The sequence below is a fragment of the Mycobacterium sp. IDUB_28 genome (assembly GCF_055419285.1).
Genome location: NZ_JBVAXK010000001.1, coordinates 888,834 through 909,220, shown reverse-complemented (window position 1 = coordinate 909,220; position 20,387 = coordinate 888,834). Strand labels below are relative to the sequence as shown.

Below are 20,387 nucleotides of genomic sequence, written 5' to 3'. Positions count from 1 at the left end.
TCAGCGCAACGGCGTAACATCACCCACCGAAGCCAGAAGCTCCGAAGGACCATTTACACCGGATTACGGACGCCACCCGATCGTCTAAGTAGGGTCGTTGCCGGATTGATAGGCAGTGTCTAAAATAGTTCTGAGAGTTCAAATAGGCAGACAGGGGTATGAATGGGCAAAGGTCAGATCGTCGGCTATGTGCGGGTGAGCACCGCCGACCAGAACACCGACCGTCAGCTCGACGGCATAGAACTGGACGAGGTGTTCACCGACCACGCCAGCGGCAAGGACACTAAGCGGCCCCAACTTCAGGCGATGATCAAGCACGTCCGCAAGGGCGACGAGCTGGTGGTGCACAGCATGGACCGGCTGGCCCGGTCGTTGGTTGACCTTCGCCGCACCGTCGATGAGCTGACAGCCAAGGGGGTACGAGTCCGCTTCGTGAAGGAGGGCCTGACCTTTGGCGACACCACTGATCCGTGCGCGACGCTGATGTTGTCGGTCATGGGAGCGGTCGCAGAGTTCGAACGTGCCCTTCTACTTGAACGCCAGCGCGAGGGCATCGCCATCGCCAAGACCAAGGGGGTTTACCGGGGCCGCAAGCCGACGTTGAGCGCCGAACAGGCCGCCGCCATAGACCGGCGGCTGGATGAAGGTGAGTCGGCCTCAGCGCTGGCGCGCGAGTACGGCGTCAGCCGGGCGACCATCTACAACATGCGATGGCCCGAGGCCGACGTCGTCGCCGTGGACCACCTGTACCGCCAGCACGGAGAACCTCTCGATGCCTCACACCGCCTCGTGGATCTCCTGGCACGCCGTCTAAAGCGCACACCGGAGGCGGTTGCCGAGCGGATGCGCAACCTCCATGGCGCACATAGCGAACCGGGATATCCCGGTACTCGCTCGCACTTCACCAAGCTTGACCGCAAGGTGGCCGACCGCAAGCAGGGCGACTGGTGATCGAGCGGACCCGCGCCGGACTCGCAGCGGCTGCTGCTAATGGGCGCGCAAGCGTGGTCGCCCCCGCAAGGTCCATGACGCCGCCCCCACCAAGGCGCGCAACCTCGGGGGCAAAGGTATCGCCGCGACCGACATGGGAAAGATGCTGGGAGTCTCCCGGGCCACCCGTGTACCGCTACTTCTCCGAGGATGTGCCAATCCTCGCCTAACGGCGTCGCTAGATCTGTCTCGACTTCGAGCCGAGGATGCCACTCGAATTGAGCTTTGATGAAACAACGCCCAGTCTGTCAGTACCCAGGTGTATTCCTGATCTAACGCCGATTCGCGTGAGGAGCGGCATCCGAACACACGTCAGGAGTCGATGATGGGGTTTGACGCCCATGTGCTGAAAGTGTTGATAGCTTCCCCCGGCGATACTGGCCGGGAGCGAGATGCGGTCGAAAAGGCCCTTCACGGTTGGAATAGTGCGAGGGCCGAACGAGAGCAAATTCAACTAGCGCCGTGGCGGTGGGAGTTGCATGCCATTCCCGAGTTGGGTGGCTCGGCGCAAGCAATCATCGACCGCCAAGCGGTTGATGCGTGCGACGTGGTCATCGCTGTCTTCAACGCCTACCTTGGGACGGCGACGGACGAAGCCGTGTCGGGTACAGCCCACGAGATTCTTCGAGCACATCGCGCAGGCAAGCCGGTTCATGTGTATTTCTCGACGGAACCGCTGCCTCGGGACACAAAACCCGAGGAACTGATGCGGTTGAACGACTTCAAGAAACAACTCAGCGGAGACGCGCTCCTTGGCGAGTACTCCGGCGTCGAAGACCTGCAGTTCAAGGTAAGGGATGCGATCGAGCACGATCTCGCGGGCCTAGATCTAGGCAAGGTAATCATCCGCAGCAACAAGGCGGACCAAGCTCGGAAAATCATGACGTATCGGATGTCGGTCAGTCTGCTGGGCACGGGGGCGTGGCGAGTGAAGGTCCATAACCATAGTGTCGGCCCCGTCACCGGGCTGGTGGTGGATGTGTCGGCGTTGGACTCTTCGGGCAACATAGTGGCCAATAGCGTTGTGCGCTCGAAGGACATGATTTCAATCGAAGAGGCGATGGCTCGTGTCATCGGTGACGCATTGTCCGGCGGCTTAAGGCCGATACTTGGCGCTGGCACCGCCTCAATGGCCAGCAGTGCGCTGCGACCAACCATCCAGCCGAGATTTCAGGATGTGCTAGTCGCGCACATGGCTGACGGGTTTCCTTCGGGCCTGGCTCCGGACGAGTCCGCGGTTGCTTTGTACATGTTGCCGCCCAATACATCTCCCATCGTCAAGATCGAGTTCAACGACGAGACCGGCGTCAGGTGGGCACGAGAAAACGACGAAGATCCGCAGCGCGTTCCCGACCCAGAGTGAATACGCTAGACGCGCTCGCGACGCTCACGTAAAGGGGTTTCCGCGTCTTTGGGTGCATCGTTCGAGGTTCGGGGTAGCTTTCAGCTGACTCAACATTTCGAACCGGGGAGCAAACCGACACCATGGCTCAGACCAACGCCAACCTGATCTGGAAGATCGCTGACCTGCTGCGCGGGCCGTATCAACCGAACCAGTACGGCGACGTGATCCTACCGTTCACCATCCTGCGCCGCTTGGACTGCATCTTGGAACCGACCAAGGACGAGGTGCTGGCGGAGTACAACAACATCGCGGCGACCAAGGTGGACCCCAGCGTGTTGTTGAAAGCCAAGTTCAAGTTGCCCTTCTACAACACTTCGAAGTGGAGTTTCGCGTCCCTGATCAGCGACCCGGACGGCGTGGCGGACAACGTAGTTGACTACATCGAGCATTTTTCCCCGAACGTGCGTGACGTGTTTGACGGTTACAAGATGCTCGACGAGATCGCCAACCTGGCCAAATCCGACCGGCTCTACCTGATCGTCAAGGCCTTCGCAGCCGTCGACTTGCACCCCAAGGTCGTCACCCAGCACGACATGGGCTACATCTTCGAAGAACTGATCCGCAAGTTCGCCGAATCCAACTCCACCCAGGCTGGCGATCACTTCACCCCGCGCGAAGTCATCGCCCTGATGGTCGACATCCTGTTCTCCACCCAAGACGACGCGCTTACGAAGCCGGGCACCGTGCGCACCATCTACGACCCGGCTGCCGGTACCGGCGGCATGCTCTCCACCGCCTACGACCACCTCGTCGAGATGAACCCCAAAGCGCGACCAGTGCTGTACGGCCAGGACATCAATCCTCGCTCCTACGCCCTCTGCAAGTCCGACATGATCATCAAAGGCCAGGACATCGACAACATCTACCTCGGCGACACCCTCACTGATGACGGATTCCGCACTCAGCACTTCGACTTCCTCCTGTCAAACCCGCCGTTCGGGGTTGCCTGGAACAGTCAGCAGAAGAAGGTGACTGACGAACACGAACAGCGTGGATTCGCAGGACGATTCGGCCCAGGCCTGCCCCGCGTCTCCGACGGATCCTTACTGTTCCTGATGCACCTGATCTCCAAAATGCAACCCGTCAAGAACGGTGAAGGCGGCAGCCGCCTGGCCATCGTCCTCAACGGCTCCCCACTCTTCACCGGAGGAGCAGGGTCTGGCGAGTCCAACATCCGGCAGTGGATCATCGAGAACGACCTACTGGACGCGATCATCGCATTGCCGACTGACATGTTCTACAACACCGGAATCGCGACCTATATTTGGATTTTGGACAACAACAAGCCCGCTAAGCGCAAGGACAAAGTCCAGCTCATCAACGGTGTGGAGATGTTCGGCAAGCTGCGTAAGTCCCTCGGTTCGAAGCGCAAAGAGCTGCGGCCCAAGGACATTGAGCGGATATGCCACCTGTACGACAGCTTCCGCAACGAACACGGCAGCGACGAACACCCCGCCCTGTCGAAGGTCTTCAACGGTGAGGAGTTCGGCTACTCCACCATCACCGTCGAACGCCCCCTGCAACTGCGGTTCACCCCCACAGAGGACAAAGTCGAGGAAGTGCTAGCTCAGAAGAGCATCGACAAGCTCAAGCCCGTTGAGCGAGAGGCGATCCGCACTGCTCTGACCAGGCTAGTCGGGTGGGAGTGGAAGGACCGCGATGAGTTCATTACCGAACTCAAAGACGCGCTCCGCAAGCCGGGGTTAACCAAACCGCCTGCCCCACTGATCAAGACGATCTGGTCCACCATCGGCGAACACGATGAGACCGCCACCATCGTCACCGACACCAAAGGCAACCCCGAACCCAACCCAGCACTTCGCGACACCGAAAACGTGCCCCTCACCCAGGACATCCAGGAGTACTTCGCCCGTGAGGTCTTGTCGCACGTACCCGATGCCTGGATCGACCACACCAAGTCCAAAATCGGCTACGAGATCCCCTTCACCCGTCACTTCTACCGGTACACGCCGCCGAGGCCGTTGGAGGAGATTCAGAAGGATCTCCGCATCCTGGTCGGTGAGATCCAGGCCATGCTCGCTGAGGTCGGAGTATGAACTGGCCCGTGTACCCGGCATACACAAAGGAAGGTGTTTCACGGCTCGACAATTACCCCGCCGGTTGGTCAGCCAAGCCGCTCAAACTGCTGGCAACGATGCGCAACGGGGACTCGATAACGTCGGATTCGATTCACGATTCAGGTGACTACCCCGTCTATGGCGGTAACGGGCTGAGAGGCTTCACTTTTGCCTACACACACCAGGGCGAACGGGTGTTGATCGGACGCCAAGGGGCGCTGTGCGGGAACATCCACCTAGTCTCTGGAAAGTACTGGGCCTCTGAGCATGCAATCGTGACAACGCCGGTAGCTGCCGTCAGCCCCCGGTGGCTTGCCTATGTGCTAGGCATTATGAATCTCGGTCAATACTCCCAGGCTGCTGCGCAACCGGGCATTGCCGCCGATGTCATTGGGAACCTTCGGATTCCTACGCCGTCTCTCAAAGAGCAAGAAAGCATTGCAAGCTTCCTCGACTCTGAGACCGCGAAGATCGATGCGTTGATCGACAAGCAGGAGCAGCTCATCGCCACCCTGCGCGAGGACCGTCAGGCGCAGCTGATCAATCTTGTGGCGCATGGCTGTGACTCATCCTGGCCCCTGAAGCAATGCGGCCTGGGGTGGGTAAGCGAGGTACCTGTTCACTGGACGGTGCTCAACATTCGCCGCGTGGCCACGATGAAGACAGGGCATACACCCAGCCGGTCGGTGGCCCAATACTGGGAAAACACCACCATCCCGTGGTTCACACTTGCCGATGTATGGCAGTTGCGCGATGGTCTGCGAACTTACCTCGGCGAAACATCAGACCATATAAGCGATTTGGGCCTGGCTAATTCGGCAGCAGAGTTGCTGCCAGGAGGGACGGTGGTGTTGTCGCGGACTGCGTCAGTCGGGTTTTCTGGCATCATGCCCAGACCGATGGCAACCAGTCAGGATTTCTGGAATTGGGTGTGCGGACCGCGACTGCTTCCTGAGTACTTGATGTTCATCTTCCGTGCGATGCAGGGCTATTTCTCCGCATTAATGATGGGTTCTACACATAAGACTATCTACCAAGCGGACGCGGCGGCAATCCGCATCCCGTTGCCGCCGTTGGAGGAACAGAAAGCGATTGTCTCGCAGATCAGCACGAAGACAGCCGCCATCGATGCCCTTATCGATAAGGCAACATTTCTCATCAGCACAATGCGCGAGTATCGGTCCGCGCTGATCACAGACGCGGTGACCGGCAAGATCGACGTGCGAGGGACGGCGTAGGACATGTCGCAGCAGCACCACGAGTCCTCATTTGAGGGTGAGATCTGCGCGCACCTGGCCGAGCATGGCTGGCTGTACTCGCCAACTGATGCGGGTTACGACCGTGAGTTGGCGTTGTTCCCGGAGGACGTGTTCGGTTGGCTGGCGGATACGCTGCCGGAGCAGTTGGCCAAGCGGGTCAAGCCGGAACTAACCGGAGAGGCGTTGACCAAGGCCAGGGCGGGAGTTTTAGCGACACTGGTGAAGCAGCTGGGAGCCGATCCGAAGGCGAACGGTGGGACATTGTCGGTGCTGCGTCGGGGTTTCAAAGACCTCAACGCGCAGTTTCAAATGTGTCAGTTCCAGCCCAACACCACTTTGAACGAGACCAGCAAAAAGCGTTACGAGGCAGTCCGTTTGCGGGTGATGCGGCAGGTCCACTACTCGACTCAACACGCGAACAGCATCGACCTTGCGTTCTTCGTCAACGGCATCCCTGTAGCCACAGCAGAGCTGAAGACCGACCTGAGCGTCCAGAACGTCACGGATGCGGTGCTGCAGTACAAGAACCACCGGCTGCCTAAGGGTGAACCGCTGCTGCAGTTCGGTTCTCGGGCATTAGTGCACTTCGCGGTGTCGAACTCCGAGGTGCAGATGACTACCAAGCTGGCGGGCAAAGACACCATATTTCTGCCGTTCAACCGAGGCGATCACGGCCATGCCGGAAACCCGGCCAACCCTCACGGCTCGCCCACGGCCTATCTGTGGCAGCAGATCCTGAACCGTGACACCTGGCTGGACATCCTCGGGCGCTTCTTGCACCTGCAGATCGACGAGAAGATTGACCCCGTCACGAATAAGAAGACTCGCACCCAGACCATGCTTTTCCCGCGCTACCACCAGTGGGACGTGGTCACTCGTTTGGTCGCCGACGCGCACAGTAAGGGTCCGGGTCAGCGCTACCTGATTCAGCATTCCGCCGGATCGGGCAAGACCAACTCGATTTCGTGGTTGGCGCACCGACTTTCGGTGCTGCACGACGACGCCAACAAGCCCGTGTTCGATTCGGTCATCGTGATCACCGACCGCAACGTGCTCGATGCCCAGTTGCAGGAAGCAATCCGCCAGATCGACCGCACCCCAGGGGTAGTCGCCCACATCGCCGGTTTAGGCGGTGCCAAGTCTCAAGAGCTGGCGGAAGCGCTGACCGGTGGGACCAAGATCATCATCGTCACCATCCAGACCTTCCCCTACGCCCTGCAACTGATTCAGGAGCAAGCCGACCTCAAAGGCAAGAACTTCGCGATCATCGCCGACGAAGCGCATTCGTCCCAGGCGGGGGAAGCCTCCAAGCGGCTTAAAGCGGCCCTGACCGCCACGGAGCTTGACGAACTCGCCGACGGCGGCTCAGTCGATGCAGAAGACGTGTTGGCGGCGGAGATGGCCGCTCGGGCGGAGTCGAAGAACCTGTCCTTCTTCGCATTTACTGCCACCCCCAAGGCCAAGACTCTAGAGCTGTTCGGCCATAAGTCCGGCATCACCGACAAGCCACATCCGTTCCACCTGTACTCGATGCAGCAGGCCATCGACGAGGGGTTCATCCTCGACGTGCTGCGCAACTACACCCCCTACAAGACCGCCTTTCGGCTCACCCACCACGGGCAGACCTTCCAGACCGAGGACACCGCCGCTTCCGGAACCATCCAGGTCTCCGGCGAACCCACCGAAGGCTTGGTGGACAAGAGCGCGGCGATCAAGTCGGTGATGAATTGGGTCAAGCTGCACCCCACCAACATCAGCCAAAAGGTCGCCATCATCATCGAGCATTTCCGCGACAACGTCGCGTGGCGGCTCGACGGCAAGGCCAAGGCCATGGTGGTCACTTCCTCGCGCAAGGCGGCAGTGCGCTACAAGCTGGCCTTCGACAAGTACATCGACAAGCGCAAGTACACCAACATCGCGGCCCTGGTGGCGTTCTCCGGCGAGGTCACCGATACCGATTCCGGGTTGGAGAAGGTCACCGAAACATCGCCCCTGATGAATCCCAGTTTGAAGGGTCGCGATCTCCGCGATGCGTTCGCCACAGACGAGTACCAGGTGATGTTGGTGGCCAACAAGTTTCAAACTGGATTCGATCAACCGCTGCTGGTCGCGATGTACGTCGACAAACGCCTGTCGGGCGTGGCGGCGGTGCAGACCCTGTCGCGGCTCAACCGGACTGCGCCGGGCAAGGACCAGACCTTCGTCCTGGACTTCGCCAACGCCGCCGAAGACATTGTGGAGGCCTTCGAGCCTTACTACGAAGCCACCACCCTGGCCGATGTCACCGATCCCAACATCGTGCACCAGACGGTCAACAAGCTTGATGCCGCCGGGATCTACCAAGAGTCCGAGGTCAACGGTCTGGTCGTGGACTACTTCAAGTACGCCCAGCAGCCCGGTAAAGGCCACGAGGCACTCAACAAGTGGATCAAGCCAGCACGGGACGTGTTTCGGGACCGGGAGCGCCAGGCTCGCGACCACGGCGACAGCCTGGCCCTAGAAGAGCTAGACATTTTCCGCAAGGACATCGGCACGTTCCTGCGCCAGTACGACTTCCTGTCTCAAATCGTCAACTACGAAGACCCCGCCATCGAGAAGCTCTCGATCTACCTACGCCACCTCGCGCCCATGATCGCCAGCGAGCAGCTCCACCACGAGATCGACCTGTCTGGCGTCGACTTCGACTACCTGGCCCAGCACGCCGGGCAGTCCACGGATGGGAAGCTTGCCGGTGGGGTGATGCTCGAACCGGCGAAGGCCGGGGGCACCGGAACGGCCCGCGATCCCGAGCTGGTCGCCCTAGAGCAAGTCATCGCTCAGATCAATGACCTGTTCTCCGGCGAGCACCCCGATTCCAGCGTGCGCAACGTCGTCACCCACATCAAGGACCGGCTCGAAGAGAGCGAAACGCTGCAACAGCAGGCTGAGAACAACACGCTGGCCCAATTTTCGGCCAGCCCGGACCTGAAGAACGAGTTCGTCAGCGCGGTGATCGGTGCGATGGCCTCCTCTGAAGACTTGTCCACGCAGATCCTCAACAACCCCGAGTTGTCTTCGAAGCTGCTCGGTGAACTCGTGCCCATCATCTATCAGGGCTTGAAGCCGACGGCATGATCGACTCCTTGCCCGCAGCACTGCTGCTCCGGCTGCAGAAAAGTGTGGGGAAGCGCAAGCGCCGCAAGGAGTTCCAGCCGGTGAGGTACGTGAAGCTAACAACGCCAGAGTCAGTCGGAGCGAGGCAATATCCGACAGATGACGATGCGCCCGCGCGGAGGCTTACCCGAGGATGTTATGGGGACAGAAGCCATGGCCCTGTCCGACGACCCCCGTATGCTGACGCGCAGCTGATGAGAGGGGATCTGTGACGCAAGCATCACCACCCGGTTGGTATCCGGACCCGCACGGTGGCGGCGGTCAGCGGTATTGGGACGGTCGGACATGGCTCGCCACACCACCCGTTCCAGCCAAACCGCGCAAATCGTCCTCCTTGAAGATCTTGCTGATTATCGGTGCCACTATGTTGCTGTTGCTAGGTGGGTGCGTAGCGATTCTTGCGGTTATTGGTAGCAGTGGCGGCACGAACAGAGGCACTACTGCATCGACACATCCGCCGTCACCGCAAGATTTGGATCCCTCGAATTATCACCCGATCTCGGCGCGGGACTACGCCCTGTTGGTCAAGAACCCCGATGCCGCAAAAGGCCGCAAGCTAATTGTCTATGGCGTGGTTACGCAGTTCGACCCCGCCACCGGGACTTCAGATTTCCGCGCCGATACCGGCACGCAGAAGAGCGCCAACCGTTACGACTATGACCAGAACACCCTCCTGCACGCACCCGATCCGGCCATCCTCAAGGATGTGGTCGAGAAGGATCTGGTGACCATGTACGTCGACGTAGTCGGCTCGCAGTCTTATGACACTCAGATTGGTGGGCACACGACCGCCCCGCTGTTTGACGTCTACATCATCAAGGTCGACAGTTCCGGCCAGTAGCGCGCCTTGTAGTCGGCTTGCGCCTGGGCCTAGTGCAGGAGAGTCCGTCGGACCGAACGCCCAGCTGGCTGGCTATGATCGCCCGTCATGTCCGACCAACTACCGGCGCTGGCGACGCCCGCTGAAGTCGCCGATTATCTCCATACCACAACAGCTTCGCTCGCACAGGACCGTTGCCAAAGGGACCGGCCCAAGGTTCATCAAGCATGGACGCCCGGTCCTTTACCACTGGTCGGATATTTTGGACTGGCTGGACGAGAACACCTTCCAGCGCACCGATGAGCCAGAACTGCGCCGATGAGCGATGCCGCCCGCCCGGCTTGCACAAGCAGTCCGCGACCTCATCAGGGAGGCTGTCCAAGATGGCGTCGAGCAGGAGCGCCTAATGCCCCCTGCGCGAGTTGTTGAACGGCCTAGGGTCTCGAAGATCACCAGGCGTCGCGCTCGTCGGGACCGTCGTCCTCTGTATCGGGGTCACCGGGCATCAGCTGAGACATGTACAGTGCGTCGCCATCCCAGAACTCTTCGGCTAGCTCCTGCGGGTCGGTGTGAGTTGGCTCGTCCAGTGGGTCCGGCAGGTGTACGACGGTCGCGTAGCTCTCTCCCCACTCGATCCTTGTCGTAACGGGCCGCCCATCCGAATAAATGCCGCAATGGATCTCGACTGCCTTGCCCGGCGTCCGTTCGCAGGGCGAGCGGAAGAAAGCGAGACCCAATAGCCGAAGCTCAGCTTGTTCTAACAAGCACGCAATCGCCAGCTCTGCTTCTGGTTCCAGGCCAATCTGGCGGATGCGCGCATAGATTCGCCTGAGATCGCGCGTATTCAGGGCATACAAATACTTCTTGTGGTCCTCTGGCGTGTACGAGGTCATAGACGTTCCTGTCTCAGTTGGTATTTAAGTGCCTGCGGGATCAGGCGTTTGGTTAGCCGGGTGCGGTCGGAGAAGGCGTTCGAGCTACTTAGAAGTCACCCCCTAGGACAGGCACGTGGCACCCACCGGTGGGATGCGAGCGGCGGGCATTGTTGGCGTCCAACTCGGCCAGCGGGTCGGCTTCCAGGCGGGCGACGATGCCCCGCACGATGAAAGGGTCGATGTGGGCGAGATAGATGTTGTGTTCAGATTCGTTCCCGTGGCCGGGAAAGGGGTCCACCGCAGGGGCGGCCCATCGTCTAGGACCGAGCAACGCCAAGCGCTCGATAACGCGGACACGGCGTTCTCGCCGGTTGCCGGGTTGACGGCTTCGATCTCATCTACGACGTTGCAGAACGTCTGCGCCTGGGCATGCTGCGCGGCGAAGGTTTGGTTGGCCAGGGCGAGGAGCAGCCGCAGCAAAAGGACGTAGTCGGTGTCGAAGTTGGCAATGTCGGTCATGTCATCCATTCCGTAGGACCCGTTGGGTTGGTGCCGGGGGTCGGGCGGTCGAGGCGAGCAGGTTTTTTTTGTGCTGCGTTTTTTGGGGAAAGTCGTTCGACTGAGGACAATGGGATATTCGTTCGGAGTAGCCATCAAAGTCGTTCCAGAAGTCGTTCGCCCCTATAGGGCGTGACGAACGACGAACGACTTTTCTGAGGGACGCTTTGCCGTTCTTGTCGAACGACTCGAACGACCTCCGAACGACCGAACGGCTAGCGCTTTCCCGAGTCATTGACCCCCTCCTCGGTGCTGGCTTCCTTGTTCTGCTTCAGGCGTTGCTGAAGGTCGGCGGCGTTCGTTCTGGCCATCGGGTCGTCGCTTTGCCGGTACGGCTTGACCGAGGTGTAGCGCGGGTACCGGTCGTCGCTCTTAGTGACGTGCCCTTCTGCGAAGAGGAGGTCAATGGCGGCGAGGGTGTATTTCTTGGTTCCTCCTGCCTCCCTAGCCACTCGGTCGCGGGTGAACACACCAGGGTGTTCCTCGATCACCCGGCTGGCCTTCTCCATCAGGTGGGTCGGGCGGAACTCACCCCTGTCAGCGGCGGGGTCCATCGACGGGGCCTCCACCGTCCAAAGGAGGCTTCCGCCGACGATCTCAAGCGTGAAGGTGCCCGCCCACTCCTCCTTCTTTCCCGAGTGCGGCGGCGGGCAGTGCTCCCTCACCCCGCCGTGGCGGTCCTTATTGACGTACAACTGGGCCTTGCCGCCGAGGCCCCTGCGGAACGGCGTCTTCGCCTGCACCCTCAACTGCACGCCGCCGATGGCACGTTTCTTGGCCCCCGCGCCGGTCGCACCGTACTGCCGGGAGTCGTTGTTCTTGGCCAGGTGGTCGATCAGCACCACCGCCGCACCCGTCCCGGCGAACTTGTAGAGCACCCGCTGGCAGGCGGCGGTAAAGTCGTCGTTGCTCTCACTTCGCAGTCCGAGCATCGGCATCAGTTCGCCGACCGAGTCGATCCCGACTAGATCGGGAGTCCAGCCGTCCTCCTGGATGCAGTCGCCGACCACCCGGTACAACTCTGCGTCGTCTGCGGGGGTGACGATGCGGCATCGGTCGAAGTCGACGACAACCTGCTCGGACACGCCCAACTCCTGCAGTCGGGCGACGATGGCCTTCGCGCCGTTGTGGTCGAGGTCGATGATTAGAACGCGGCACCCGCTGGCGAGCACCTCGGCGCAGCTGCACAGCATGATCCAGGTTTTGCCGCTGTCAGGATCGCCGAACAGGGTGTTGACCTCGCCCCGGTAAAACAAGCGCTGACCGTCGCTACGGGCGAGCAGTTCCGGTACCGGGGACTCGATCCCGCCCGCCAGCAGTGCCGCAACATTGATGTACCCACGGGCGAATGGATCCTCGTCACCATGCACGCCGAACATCCCGGTCTCGGCCTTCTCCATGTCTTGTCGGCGCTTGGCCTCATCGTTGATCCGCCAGTACCGCTGCGCTGCTGCGATGTCCCGCTTATCCTCTTCAGACCAACGCCCATGGCCGTCGGTGCTCGGATCACCGAACCTGGTGCCTCCTGTCTGCTTCATGACTCACCGCCCACCGTCTGCATTGCGGAGCGCAGGGTGCGGTGGATCTCTCGATCGGGCAGCCCGGCGCACGCGGCTGCCTCGGCCAGGGCCTCATACATCGAATCGCCCTCTCGGGCCAGCAACCCGTCGCGGATCGCCTGGCACCCGGCCCAGTGCAGGGCACCGTTGCGGTTGCCCTCGCTGGCCTCGCGCACGAATCGCACCAGGCCAAGACGTGCCCTGTGCCCGAACCGAGGGGGCAGCCCCGGTGGTAGTGGTCGGGCCGGACGATGGGAGGCACTCCTAGCGCGCTGTCTGTCCACCCGTTGGATGCCCACCTGCTCCGCCACCCGCTTGCGGACCCAGGCGGTCAGCGCGGCGGCACCCTCGTAGTCACCCTCCTCGGCCAGCTTCGCCAGCTCGTTGAACACGATCGTGTAACCGCGCCAGCCGTACTTCGGGCGCTCGGTGCCCGGCAGGAATGCGTTGGTCCAGAAGGACAGGATCTCGACACCGGGGAATCCCGGCAGCCTGACCTTCTTCTTGTCCTGATGCAGAGTGGGGAGGTCGGGGTGTCCGGCGACGTAGAAGTGCTTCCCGCCCGAGGGGGTGTCGACCTCGGCGAAGATCGGCACCCTCAGCTCGTCGAGCAGGGCGCGCGCTGCCTCGATGTCGCCGCCGTTGCGGCTGTCCACGTCGACCACGGCGACTTGCCCGCCCAGGTTGACGCACACGCACCAGCCCGGCTCGAACTCCGCCAGCCGGTCGCGGTTGTTACCGCTGCTCAGCCGTTGCCAGCCCAGGGGCCGACGGAACTCGGGGGCGGTGGCAATCGGTGCCCACGGCTGGACGCAGCAATCCTTCCAGGGTGGGACACCGTGGGGCGGCGCTGTCCAGATCGGGCTGTCAAGGCTGTCGAGATCGCCGATGAACTGACACTCGTCCTCGCTGAGCAGGGCTCGCCAGCCCGTGGCGTCATTACGCTCAGATAAGCTCATAGCCGAGACCCTTCTTGCCCGGCTGGCGGATTGATCTCACTGCAATGGCCCGGATCCCTACCGACCGGGCCATTGCTATATCTGGCCTTCATCGGATCGCTCCGCCGGAACGGTCCGCGCCACCCCGCAGGCTGGCGGCTTTTTGCGCGGCCAGCCATAAGTCCAGGTCGGCCTGGTCGTAGAAGACCTTGGTGCCGATGCAATAGCTGACCGGGCCGATGTCGGCGTGACGGTAGTACCTCAGTGTGGACTCGGCCACACCCGTGTACTCGGCAGCTTCACAGGTACGCATCCTGCGGTTAGCAGGAGGAGGTGAATAAGACATTTGCGGGCCTTCCCGGTGATGTACGGACACGACAACCACCCACGCCCGCTCAGCGGGAATCGTGTTAGACCCCTGCAGGGTCAGTGGTTGCCGAACATCAATTGGTGCACTCCGACTCGTCGAAGTGCTTCGGCTCAGCAATGTCAGGTTACACGAGCAACAACGCCGCTGTCATGAATTGGCGTTGGCGGCTTTGTTCACTGCAGAGTCCATCGCCGCAGCAAGAGTGTCGAAGTCGTCGGGCAGCATGTGGCTGTAGACCCGCAACGTCGTTGTGGCGTCCTTGTGTCCGAGCAGTCGCTGTGCGGTGACCACCGAGGCCCCCGACTGTAAGGCGAGTGATCCGGCGGTATGCCTCAGTGTCTTGATGCTGATACCGGTCAGCCCCGCTGCGGCGCAGGCAGTATCGAAGCGCCAGCGCAAGTAGGAATTGCGCATAGGGCCGCCGTCATGGGCCGGGAAAAGGTACTCGGTGGGTATGCGGTCCCTGGTGACCTCGGTCAGTACCTTCACCAGCTCAGTAGTCACGACCGGAACCGAGCGCGCCTGGTGGGTCTTGGTGGTGTCCTCGGTCAGGCCCTGGCCAGTCACTTGAGCCACCGCTTTGTCGACCAGGATGCGGCGCTTGGTCAGGTCCACGTCGCCCACCCGCAGCGCAGCCAGTTCACCGAACCGCAGGCCGCAGTAGGCCAGCGTCAGGATGATCGCACCGGCGTCACCTGCAGCGTCCGCCAGCGCGGCCACTTCCTGGTGCGTCAGCGCCGTCTCGCCCCGGTGCACCACGCGCGGTAGCGCAATGTCGTCGGCGACGTTGACGGCCAGGCGCTTGGTGCGGATCGCATAAGCCAACACCTGCTTGAGGATGCCGTAGGCCTGCACCGCCCGCCGGGGGGAAAGCGGCTGGCGCTTCTCGTTGTGGGTCTTGTCGGTCGTTCGTGGCTGGCGGGCCTCCTTGCTCGTGGTCAGCCAGGTAACCCACTCCTGCACGGCGGCGTGGCTAATCTCGGCAAGCGCTACGTCCTGCCAGCGGGGGAGCACCGTCATATCGAGCAGCGAACGGTAGCCAGCTGCTGTTGAGGGCTTCAGTCCGGGGCGTTTGGCGGTGAACCACTCCTCCGCGATCGTGCTGAAGATGGCCGAGGACCGCCTGCTGTCTACGTAAGCGCCGGTGACCACGTCGGCAGTCACTTGCTTCACATGCGCCTCGGCGTCCGCCTTCTTGGCGAAGCTCTTCGAGCGCTCCCTGCCGTCGCCCACCCACCGGGCCTGCCAACGTTGCCCATGGTCATGTCTGCCGGTGCACACCAATGTGCCGGGGTGCCCGTGCTTAGCGTTAGTGCACCACACCGGGTCACTGGGACCGGCGTTGGCGGGATCCCGCACCAGCTCGCCTCTGCGGGCTGGTCGGTGCCATCGGTCTTCGACACCGGCGCGGGCTCCTCGTGTCGTCATGTCGCAAGTCTAGGACGTTGCGGGCTGACTGCGGGCTGGAACACTGCGACGAGAAACAGAAAAACTTTCTGACCAGCGCCCCCGGCACGACTCGAACGTGCGACCTAGGGATTAGAAGGCCCTTGCTCTATCCACCTGAGCTACGGAGGCAATGCGCAGGTCAGTCTATCCAACCGCGAAATATCAAGCGGCACAGCCGACACAACACCCGCGAAAGATGTTTAAGTCAGCTACGAATGGGTTATTGTGTGAGCCTCGACACACGTACAACATCGGCCGGTAATCGGCCGTTAACCGCAATGAGGCGTGTGCCTGACGTCGAGGGGTGGACTTCGTTATGTGCTTGTCCAGTGTGGCTACGCGGTGCTCGCGGGTCGGTGCTGAGGCGCGACGGCAAGGCGCGCAGCTGGCTGCTGACGCCAAGACGACCTATCGGGCCAGTTCGCTCCTCCTGCGCGGATCACCGTTCGCCGTCGGGTGGGTGGCGGGCTGGGTGGCCACCGAGTTCCCGCCGCACGTCGTCACCGGGCACGCATTGACCCGGATCGCTCCGCCGTCGATCAACCGGGTGGGTGCCAACTGGGCGGCGCAGCGCGCCGGCGAGGCGCTGAACGCCGCGCTCGAGCACGCCTTCGGACCAGAATTCCGCGACCTCGTCTCGCACCCGACCACCAACCGCTCGGTGCTGCCCCGGCGCGGCTTGCTGCCCAAGCCCAAGCCCGGCCCACACCGGCGTTACGCGGCCAAGACCTCCAACATCTCCTACGGTCCGGGCGGCAACGAGCATCTGCTGGACATCTGGCGTCGGCCCGACCTGGCGCCCGGTCACCGCGCCCCGGTGCTGATTCAGGTTCCCGGCGGCGCATGGAGCCTCAACGGCAAGCGTCCGCAGGCCTACACGCTGATGAGCCGGATGGTCGAACTCGGTTGGATCTGCGTGTCGATCAACTACAGCAAGAGCCCGCGCGCCAAGTTCCCCGCCCACATCGTCGACGTCAAACGCGCCATCGCGTGGGTGCGAGAGAACATCGGCGACTACGGCGGCGACTCCGACTTCATTGCGATCACCGGCGGCTCAGCAGGCGGCCACCTGGCCTCGCTGGCCGCGCTGACCCCGAACGACCCCACGTTCCAGCCGGGCTTCGAACGCGCTGACACCACGGTTCAGGCGGTCGCCCCCTATTACGGCGTCTACGACTTCACCGACTTCGACAACATGCACGAAATGATGTTGCCGTTCCTCGAGCAGTTCGTGATGAAGGCCCGCTTCGACAAGCACCCGGAACGCTACGTCGCCGCCTCGCCCATTTCTTACGTGCACAGCGAGGCCCCGCCGTTCTTCGTGCTGCACGGGGATAAGGATGAGCTGGTGCCCAGCGGCCAGGCCCGGGCGTTCTGCGCCGCACTGCGTCAGGCCGGGGCGGAGACGGTGACGTATGCCGAATTGGCGAACGCGCACCACGCATTCGACATCACCCCGACGGTCCGCTCCCGGCTGGCCGCTGATGCCGTCGCCGACTTCCTGGGCGTCGTCTACGGGCGACGGGACAGCGCGTCGCTGGGTTCGCTGGCGCTGGTGGCCAATTCGGCCAGTTGACCGGCATCCGCGCGATACCTGAGCCGATCCTCACCTTTCACCACCGCCGCAACGCGACTAGCGTTGTGTTGGCATTTCGATGGCGGGGTTCAAGCAGGAGGTTCGATCAGCGGTGAGGTGTCGAGTTGCCCGGCTCGCCAAGGGACGTGACCGTGGCTGAGTCCGGCGGGCCCGTCGGGTTGTCGGACGAGTTGGGACCGGTCGACTATCTGATGCACCGGGGCGAGGCGAATCCGCGAACGCGCTCGGGAATCATGGCGCTGGAACTGCTGGATACGACTCCCGACTGGGATCGATTCCGGTCCCGTTTCGAGAATGCGTCCCGAAAAGTGTTGCGGCTGCGGCAGAAAGTCGTGGTGCCGACGCTCCCGACGGCTTCGCCGCGCTGGGTGGTCGATCCCGATTTCAACCTGGATTTCCATGTGCGTCGCATGCGGGTGGCCGAACCCGGCACGCTGCGCGAGGTTCTTGATCTCGCCGAAGTGATGTTGCAGTCGCCGTTGGACATCTCGCGACCGCTGTGGACGGCCACCCTGGTCGAGGGTCTGGCCGATGGCACGGCCGCCACTCTGCTGCACCTCAGTCACGCGGTCACCGACGGGGTGGGCAGCGTGGAGATGTTCGCCGAGATCTACGACTTGGAGCGCGACCCACCGCCCAGGCCGATGCCCCCGCAGCCGGTTCCGGAGGATCTCACCCCCAACGACCTGATGCGCCAAGGCATCAACCACCTGCCCCTCGCCATCGTTGGCGGTGCGCTGGGCGCGCTGACCGGTGCGGTGTCGGCGGCCGGACGCGCGGTGCTGGATCCGGTGTCGACGGTGTCGGGTGTCGTCGGCTACGCCGTGTCGGGAGCGCGGGTGCTGAACCGGGCCGCCGAGCCTTCGCCGCTGCTGCGGCGGCGCAGCCTGACCACCCGCACCGAGGTGATCGACATCCGACTCGCCGATCTGCACAAGGCCGCCAAAGCCGCCGGCGGGTCCATCAACGACGCGTACCTCGCCGGCCTGTGCGGTGCGCTGGGGCGTTACCACGAAGCTCTCGGAGTGCCGATCAAAACCCTGCCGATGGCGGTGCCGGTGAACCTGCGGTCCGACGGCGACGCGGCGGGTGGGAACAACTTCACCGGCGTCAACCTGGCGGCGCCGGTCGGCACGGTCGACCCGGTGGCGCGGATCAAGAAGATCCGCGCGCAGATGACCCAGCGCCGCGACGAACCCGCTATGAACATCGTCGGATCCATCGCGCCGGTCCTCAGTGTGCTGCCCACCGCGGTGCTCGAAGGGATCACCGGCTCGGTGATCGGGTCCGACGTGCAGGCCAGCAATGTCCCGGTGTACCCGGGGGACACATTCATCGCCGGGGCAAAAGTGTTGCGGCAGTACGGCATCGGGCCGCTGCCCGGTGTGGCGATGATGGTGGTGCTGATCTCGCGCGGCGGCTGGTGCACCATCACCGTGCGCTACGACCGAGCTTCGGTGCGAAAGGACGAGTTGTTCGCGCAGTGCCTGCTGGACGGATTCGACGAGATCTTGGCGCTCGCCGGTGATCCGCCGCCGCGTGCGGTGGCGGCGTCCTTCGAGTCTGAGCAGGCGGTGTCGTCGTGAGCGCAGCGGACGAAAACGACGCGGGGCGGTCCAAGGACCTGAGGCTGCCCGGTTCGGTCGCCGAGATCATGGCCAGTCCGCCGGGCCCGAAAGTCGGCGCGTTCTTCGACCTGGATGGAACGTTGGTGGCCGGGTTCACCGCCGTCATCCTCACCCAGGAACGGTTACGCCGCCGCGACATGGGGGTTGGTGAGCTGCTCAGCATGGTGCAGGGGGCGCTGAATCACTCGCTGGGCCGCATCGAGTTCGAGGAACTCATCAGCCGGGCGTCCATGGCGCTGGCCGGACGGGTCCTGACCGATCTGGATGAAATCGGGGAACGGCTGTTCAACCAGCGGATCGAATCGCGGATCTACCCCGAGATGCGGGAATTGGTGCGCGCCCACGTGGCCCGCGGGCACACCGTGGTGCTCAGTTCGTCGGCGCTGACCATTCAGGTCAACCCGGTCGCCCGGTTCCTGGGCATCTCCAACACCCTCACCAACAAGTTCGAGACCAACGAGGACGGGATCCTCACCGGTGGTGTGGTGAAGCCGATCCTGTGGGGGCCGGGCAAAGCCGCTGCGGTGCAACGGTTTGCCGCTGAGCACGACATCGACCTGAAGGACAGTTACTTCTACGCCGACGGTGACGAGGACGTCGCCCTGATGTATCTCGTCGGCAACCCGCGCCCGACGAATCCCGAAGGCAAGATGGCCGCCGTCGCCAACCGTCGCGGTTGGCCGATCCTCAAATTCGACAGCCGGGGCGGGGTAGGGCTGCGCCGGCAGATCCGTACCCTGGCCGGGTTCGGTTCGATGTTGCCCATCGCCGCCGGCGCGGTCGGGGTCGGGCTCTTGACCCGCAACCGGCGGCGGGGGGTGAATTTCTTCACGTCCAACTTCTCCCAGACGGTGCTGACTGCCGCTGGAGTGCACCTGAATGTCATCGGCAGGGAGAATCTCACCGCGCAGCGTCCAGCGGTGTTTATCTTCAACCACCGCAACCAAGTTGATCCGATCATCGGTGGCGCGCTGATCCGCGACAACTGGGTTGCCGTGGCCAAGAAAGAACTCGAAAAAGACCCGATCATGGGCACGCTGGGCAAGGTGCTGGAGGGGGTGTTCATCGACCGCGACGACTCGGCCGCAGCCGTGGAGACACTGCACACCGTTGAGGAACGCGCCAAGAACGGACTGTCCATTTTGATGGCGCCGGAAGGTACCCGGCTCGACACCACCGAAGTCGGCCCGTTCAAGAAAGGGCCGTTCCGGATCGCGATGACGGTCGGGATACCAATCGTCCCGATCGTGATCCGTAACGCGGAGATCGTCGCATCCCGCAATTCGTCCACCATCAACCCTGGCACGGTCGATGTCGCAGTCTTCCCGCCGATTTCGGTCGATGATTGGACGCTGGACAACCTGCCCGAACGGATTGCCGAAATTCGCCAGCTCTACCTCGACACGCTGTCGAATTGGCCGATCGACGAGCTGCCCGAGCCCGCGCTGTACAAACCGCGGAAACCCGCGAAGAAAGCGCCGCCGAAGAAGGCTGCTGCCAAGAAGGCCCCTGCTAAGAAGGTTGCCGCCAAGAAGGCCCCGGCCAAGACGACGAAAAAGGCTGCCGCGAAGAAGGCGCCCGCCAAAAAGGCGCCGACTAAACTGCCAGCCACCCCGAAGGCGACGCCGAACATCACCCCGCACGAATCAACCGTCGAACCCAAAGATGTTGAGGCGCACCAGCCCAACGCGGATCAGTGAGGACGGCC

14 protein-coding genes, 1 tRNA gene and 1 pseudogene are annotated in these 20,387 nt (G+C 62.5%); 9 read left to right on the top strand and 7 right to left on the bottom strand.

Features of this window, described 5'->3' with window-relative positions:
- Nucleotides 1-162: 162 nt before the first annotated feature.
- The 6 genes and pseudogenes from ACZYZ9_RS04105 to ACZYZ9_RS04080 form a co-directional block, all read left to right on the top strand.
- Nucleotides 163-711 (top strand): annotated as a pseudogene (locus ACZYZ9_RS04105) (recombinase family protein); the annotation flags it as partial.
- Nucleotides 712-1,315: 604 nt separating this feature from the next.
- Nucleotides 1,316-2,353 carry a hypothetical protein gene (locus ACZYZ9_RS04100; protein ID WP_463824896.1) on the top strand — a complete coding sequence of 346 codons (1,038 nt, stop codon included), beginning with the start codon at nt 1,316-1,318 and terminating at the stop codon, nt 2,351-2,353.
- A 122-nt stretch (nt 2,354-2,475) separates the two neighbouring features.
- Entirely contained in the window at nt 2,476-4,452 is a 1,977-nt protein-coding gene (locus ACZYZ9_RS04095; RefSeq protein WP_463824895.1) for a type I restriction-modification system subunit M, read from the top strand.
- Complete coding sequence (locus ACZYZ9_RS04090; RefSeq protein WP_463824894.1) at nt 4,449-5,711, top strand: restriction endonuclease subunit S; 1,263 nt, start codon at nt 4,449-4,451, stop codon at nt 5,709-5,711. Before ACZYZ9_RS04095 ends, ACZYZ9_RS04090 begins: the two co-directional genes overlap by 4 nt.
- A gap of 3 nt (nt 5,712-5,714) precedes the next feature.
- The gene (locus ACZYZ9_RS04085; RefSeq protein WP_463824893.1) at nt 5,715-8,846 is read left to right on the top strand and encodes a type I restriction endonuclease subunit R; all 3,132 of its coding nucleotides are present in this window, start codon (nt 5,715-5,717) and stop codon (nt 8,844-8,846) included.
- Between the two features lie 247 nt (nt 8,847-9,093).
- Nucleotides 9,094-9,726, top strand: coding sequence for a DUF2510 domain-containing protein (locus ACZYZ9_RS04080; RefSeq protein WP_463824892.1), 633 nt, complete (start codon nt 9,094-9,096; stop codon nt 9,724-9,726).
- A gap of 428 nt (nt 9,727-10,154) precedes the next feature.
- Here ACZYZ9_RS04080 and ACZYZ9_RS04075 read toward each other — a convergent pair whose 3' ends face one another.
- From ACZYZ9_RS04075 to ACZYZ9_RS04045, 7 genes are all read right to left on the bottom strand, one after another.
- Nucleotides 10,155-10,598 (bottom strand): hypothetical protein, encoded by a 444-nt coding sequence (locus ACZYZ9_RS04075; RefSeq protein ID WP_463824891.1) that lies wholly within the window; start codon nt 10,596-10,598, stop codon nt 10,155-10,157.
- A gap of 102 nt (nt 10,599-10,700) precedes the next feature.
- A complete protein-coding gene (locus ACZYZ9_RS04070; RefSeq protein ID WP_463824890.1) occupies nt 10,701-11,099 on the bottom strand; it encodes a hypothetical protein in 399 nt (132 codons plus the stop codon).
- A 254-nt stretch (nt 11,100-11,353) separates the two neighbouring features.
- Nucleotides 11,354-12,538 carry an AAA family ATPase gene (locus ACZYZ9_RS04065; protein WP_463824889.1) on the bottom strand — a complete coding sequence of 395 codons (1,185 nt, stop codon included), beginning with the start codon at nt 12,536-12,538 and terminating at the stop codon, nt 11,354-11,356.
- Between the two features lie 134 nt (nt 12,539-12,672).
- Nucleotides 12,673-13,656 carry a bifunctional DNA primase/polymerase gene (locus ACZYZ9_RS04060; protein WP_463824888.1) on the bottom strand — a complete coding sequence of 328 codons (984 nt, stop codon included), beginning with the start codon at nt 13,654-13,656 and terminating at the stop codon, nt 12,673-12,675.
- A gap of 88 nt (nt 13,657-13,744) precedes the next feature.
- A complete protein-coding gene (locus ACZYZ9_RS04055) occupies nt 13,745-13,948 on the bottom strand; it encodes a helix-turn-helix transcriptional regulator (protein WP_463824887.1) in 204 nt (67 codons plus the stop codon).
- A gap of 204 nt (nt 13,949-14,152) precedes the next feature.
- The gene (locus ACZYZ9_RS04050; protein ID WP_463824886.1) at nt 14,153-15,238 is read right to left on the bottom strand and encodes a tyrosine-type recombinase/integrase; all 1,086 of its coding nucleotides are present in this window, start codon (nt 15,236-15,238) and stop codon (nt 14,153-14,155) included.
- 271 nt (nt 15,239-15,509) lie between these two features.
- Nucleotides 15,510-15,583, bottom strand: a tRNA-Arg gene (locus ACZYZ9_RS04045).
- A 187-nt stretch (nt 15,584-15,770) separates the two neighbouring features.
- Between ACZYZ9_RS04045 and lipQ the strand changes: the two genes are divergently transcribed.
- The 3 genes from lipQ (at nt 15,771) to ACZYZ9_RS04030 (ending at nt 20,379) form a co-directional block, all read left to right on the top strand.
- A complete protein-coding gene (gene lipQ / locus ACZYZ9_RS04040) occupies nt 15,771-17,030 on the top strand; it encodes an esterase LipQ (protein ID WP_463824950.1) in 1,260 nt (419 codons plus the stop codon).
- Nucleotides 17,031-17,182: 152 nt separating this feature from the next.
- Nucleotides 17,183-18,637 carry a WS/DGAT/MGAT family O-acyltransferase gene (locus tag ACZYZ9_RS04035; RefSeq protein ID WP_463824885.1) on the top strand — a complete coding sequence of 485 codons (1,455 nt, stop codon included), beginning with the start codon at nt 17,183-17,185 and terminating at the stop codon, nt 18,635-18,637.
- A complete protein-coding gene (locus tag ACZYZ9_RS04030) occupies nt 18,634-20,379 on the top strand; it encodes an HAD-IB family hydrolase (protein WP_463824884.1) in 1,746 nt (581 codons plus the stop codon). Before ACZYZ9_RS04035 ends, ACZYZ9_RS04030 begins: the two co-directional genes overlap by 4 nt.
- Nucleotides 20,380-20,387 lie beyond the last annotated feature (8 nt).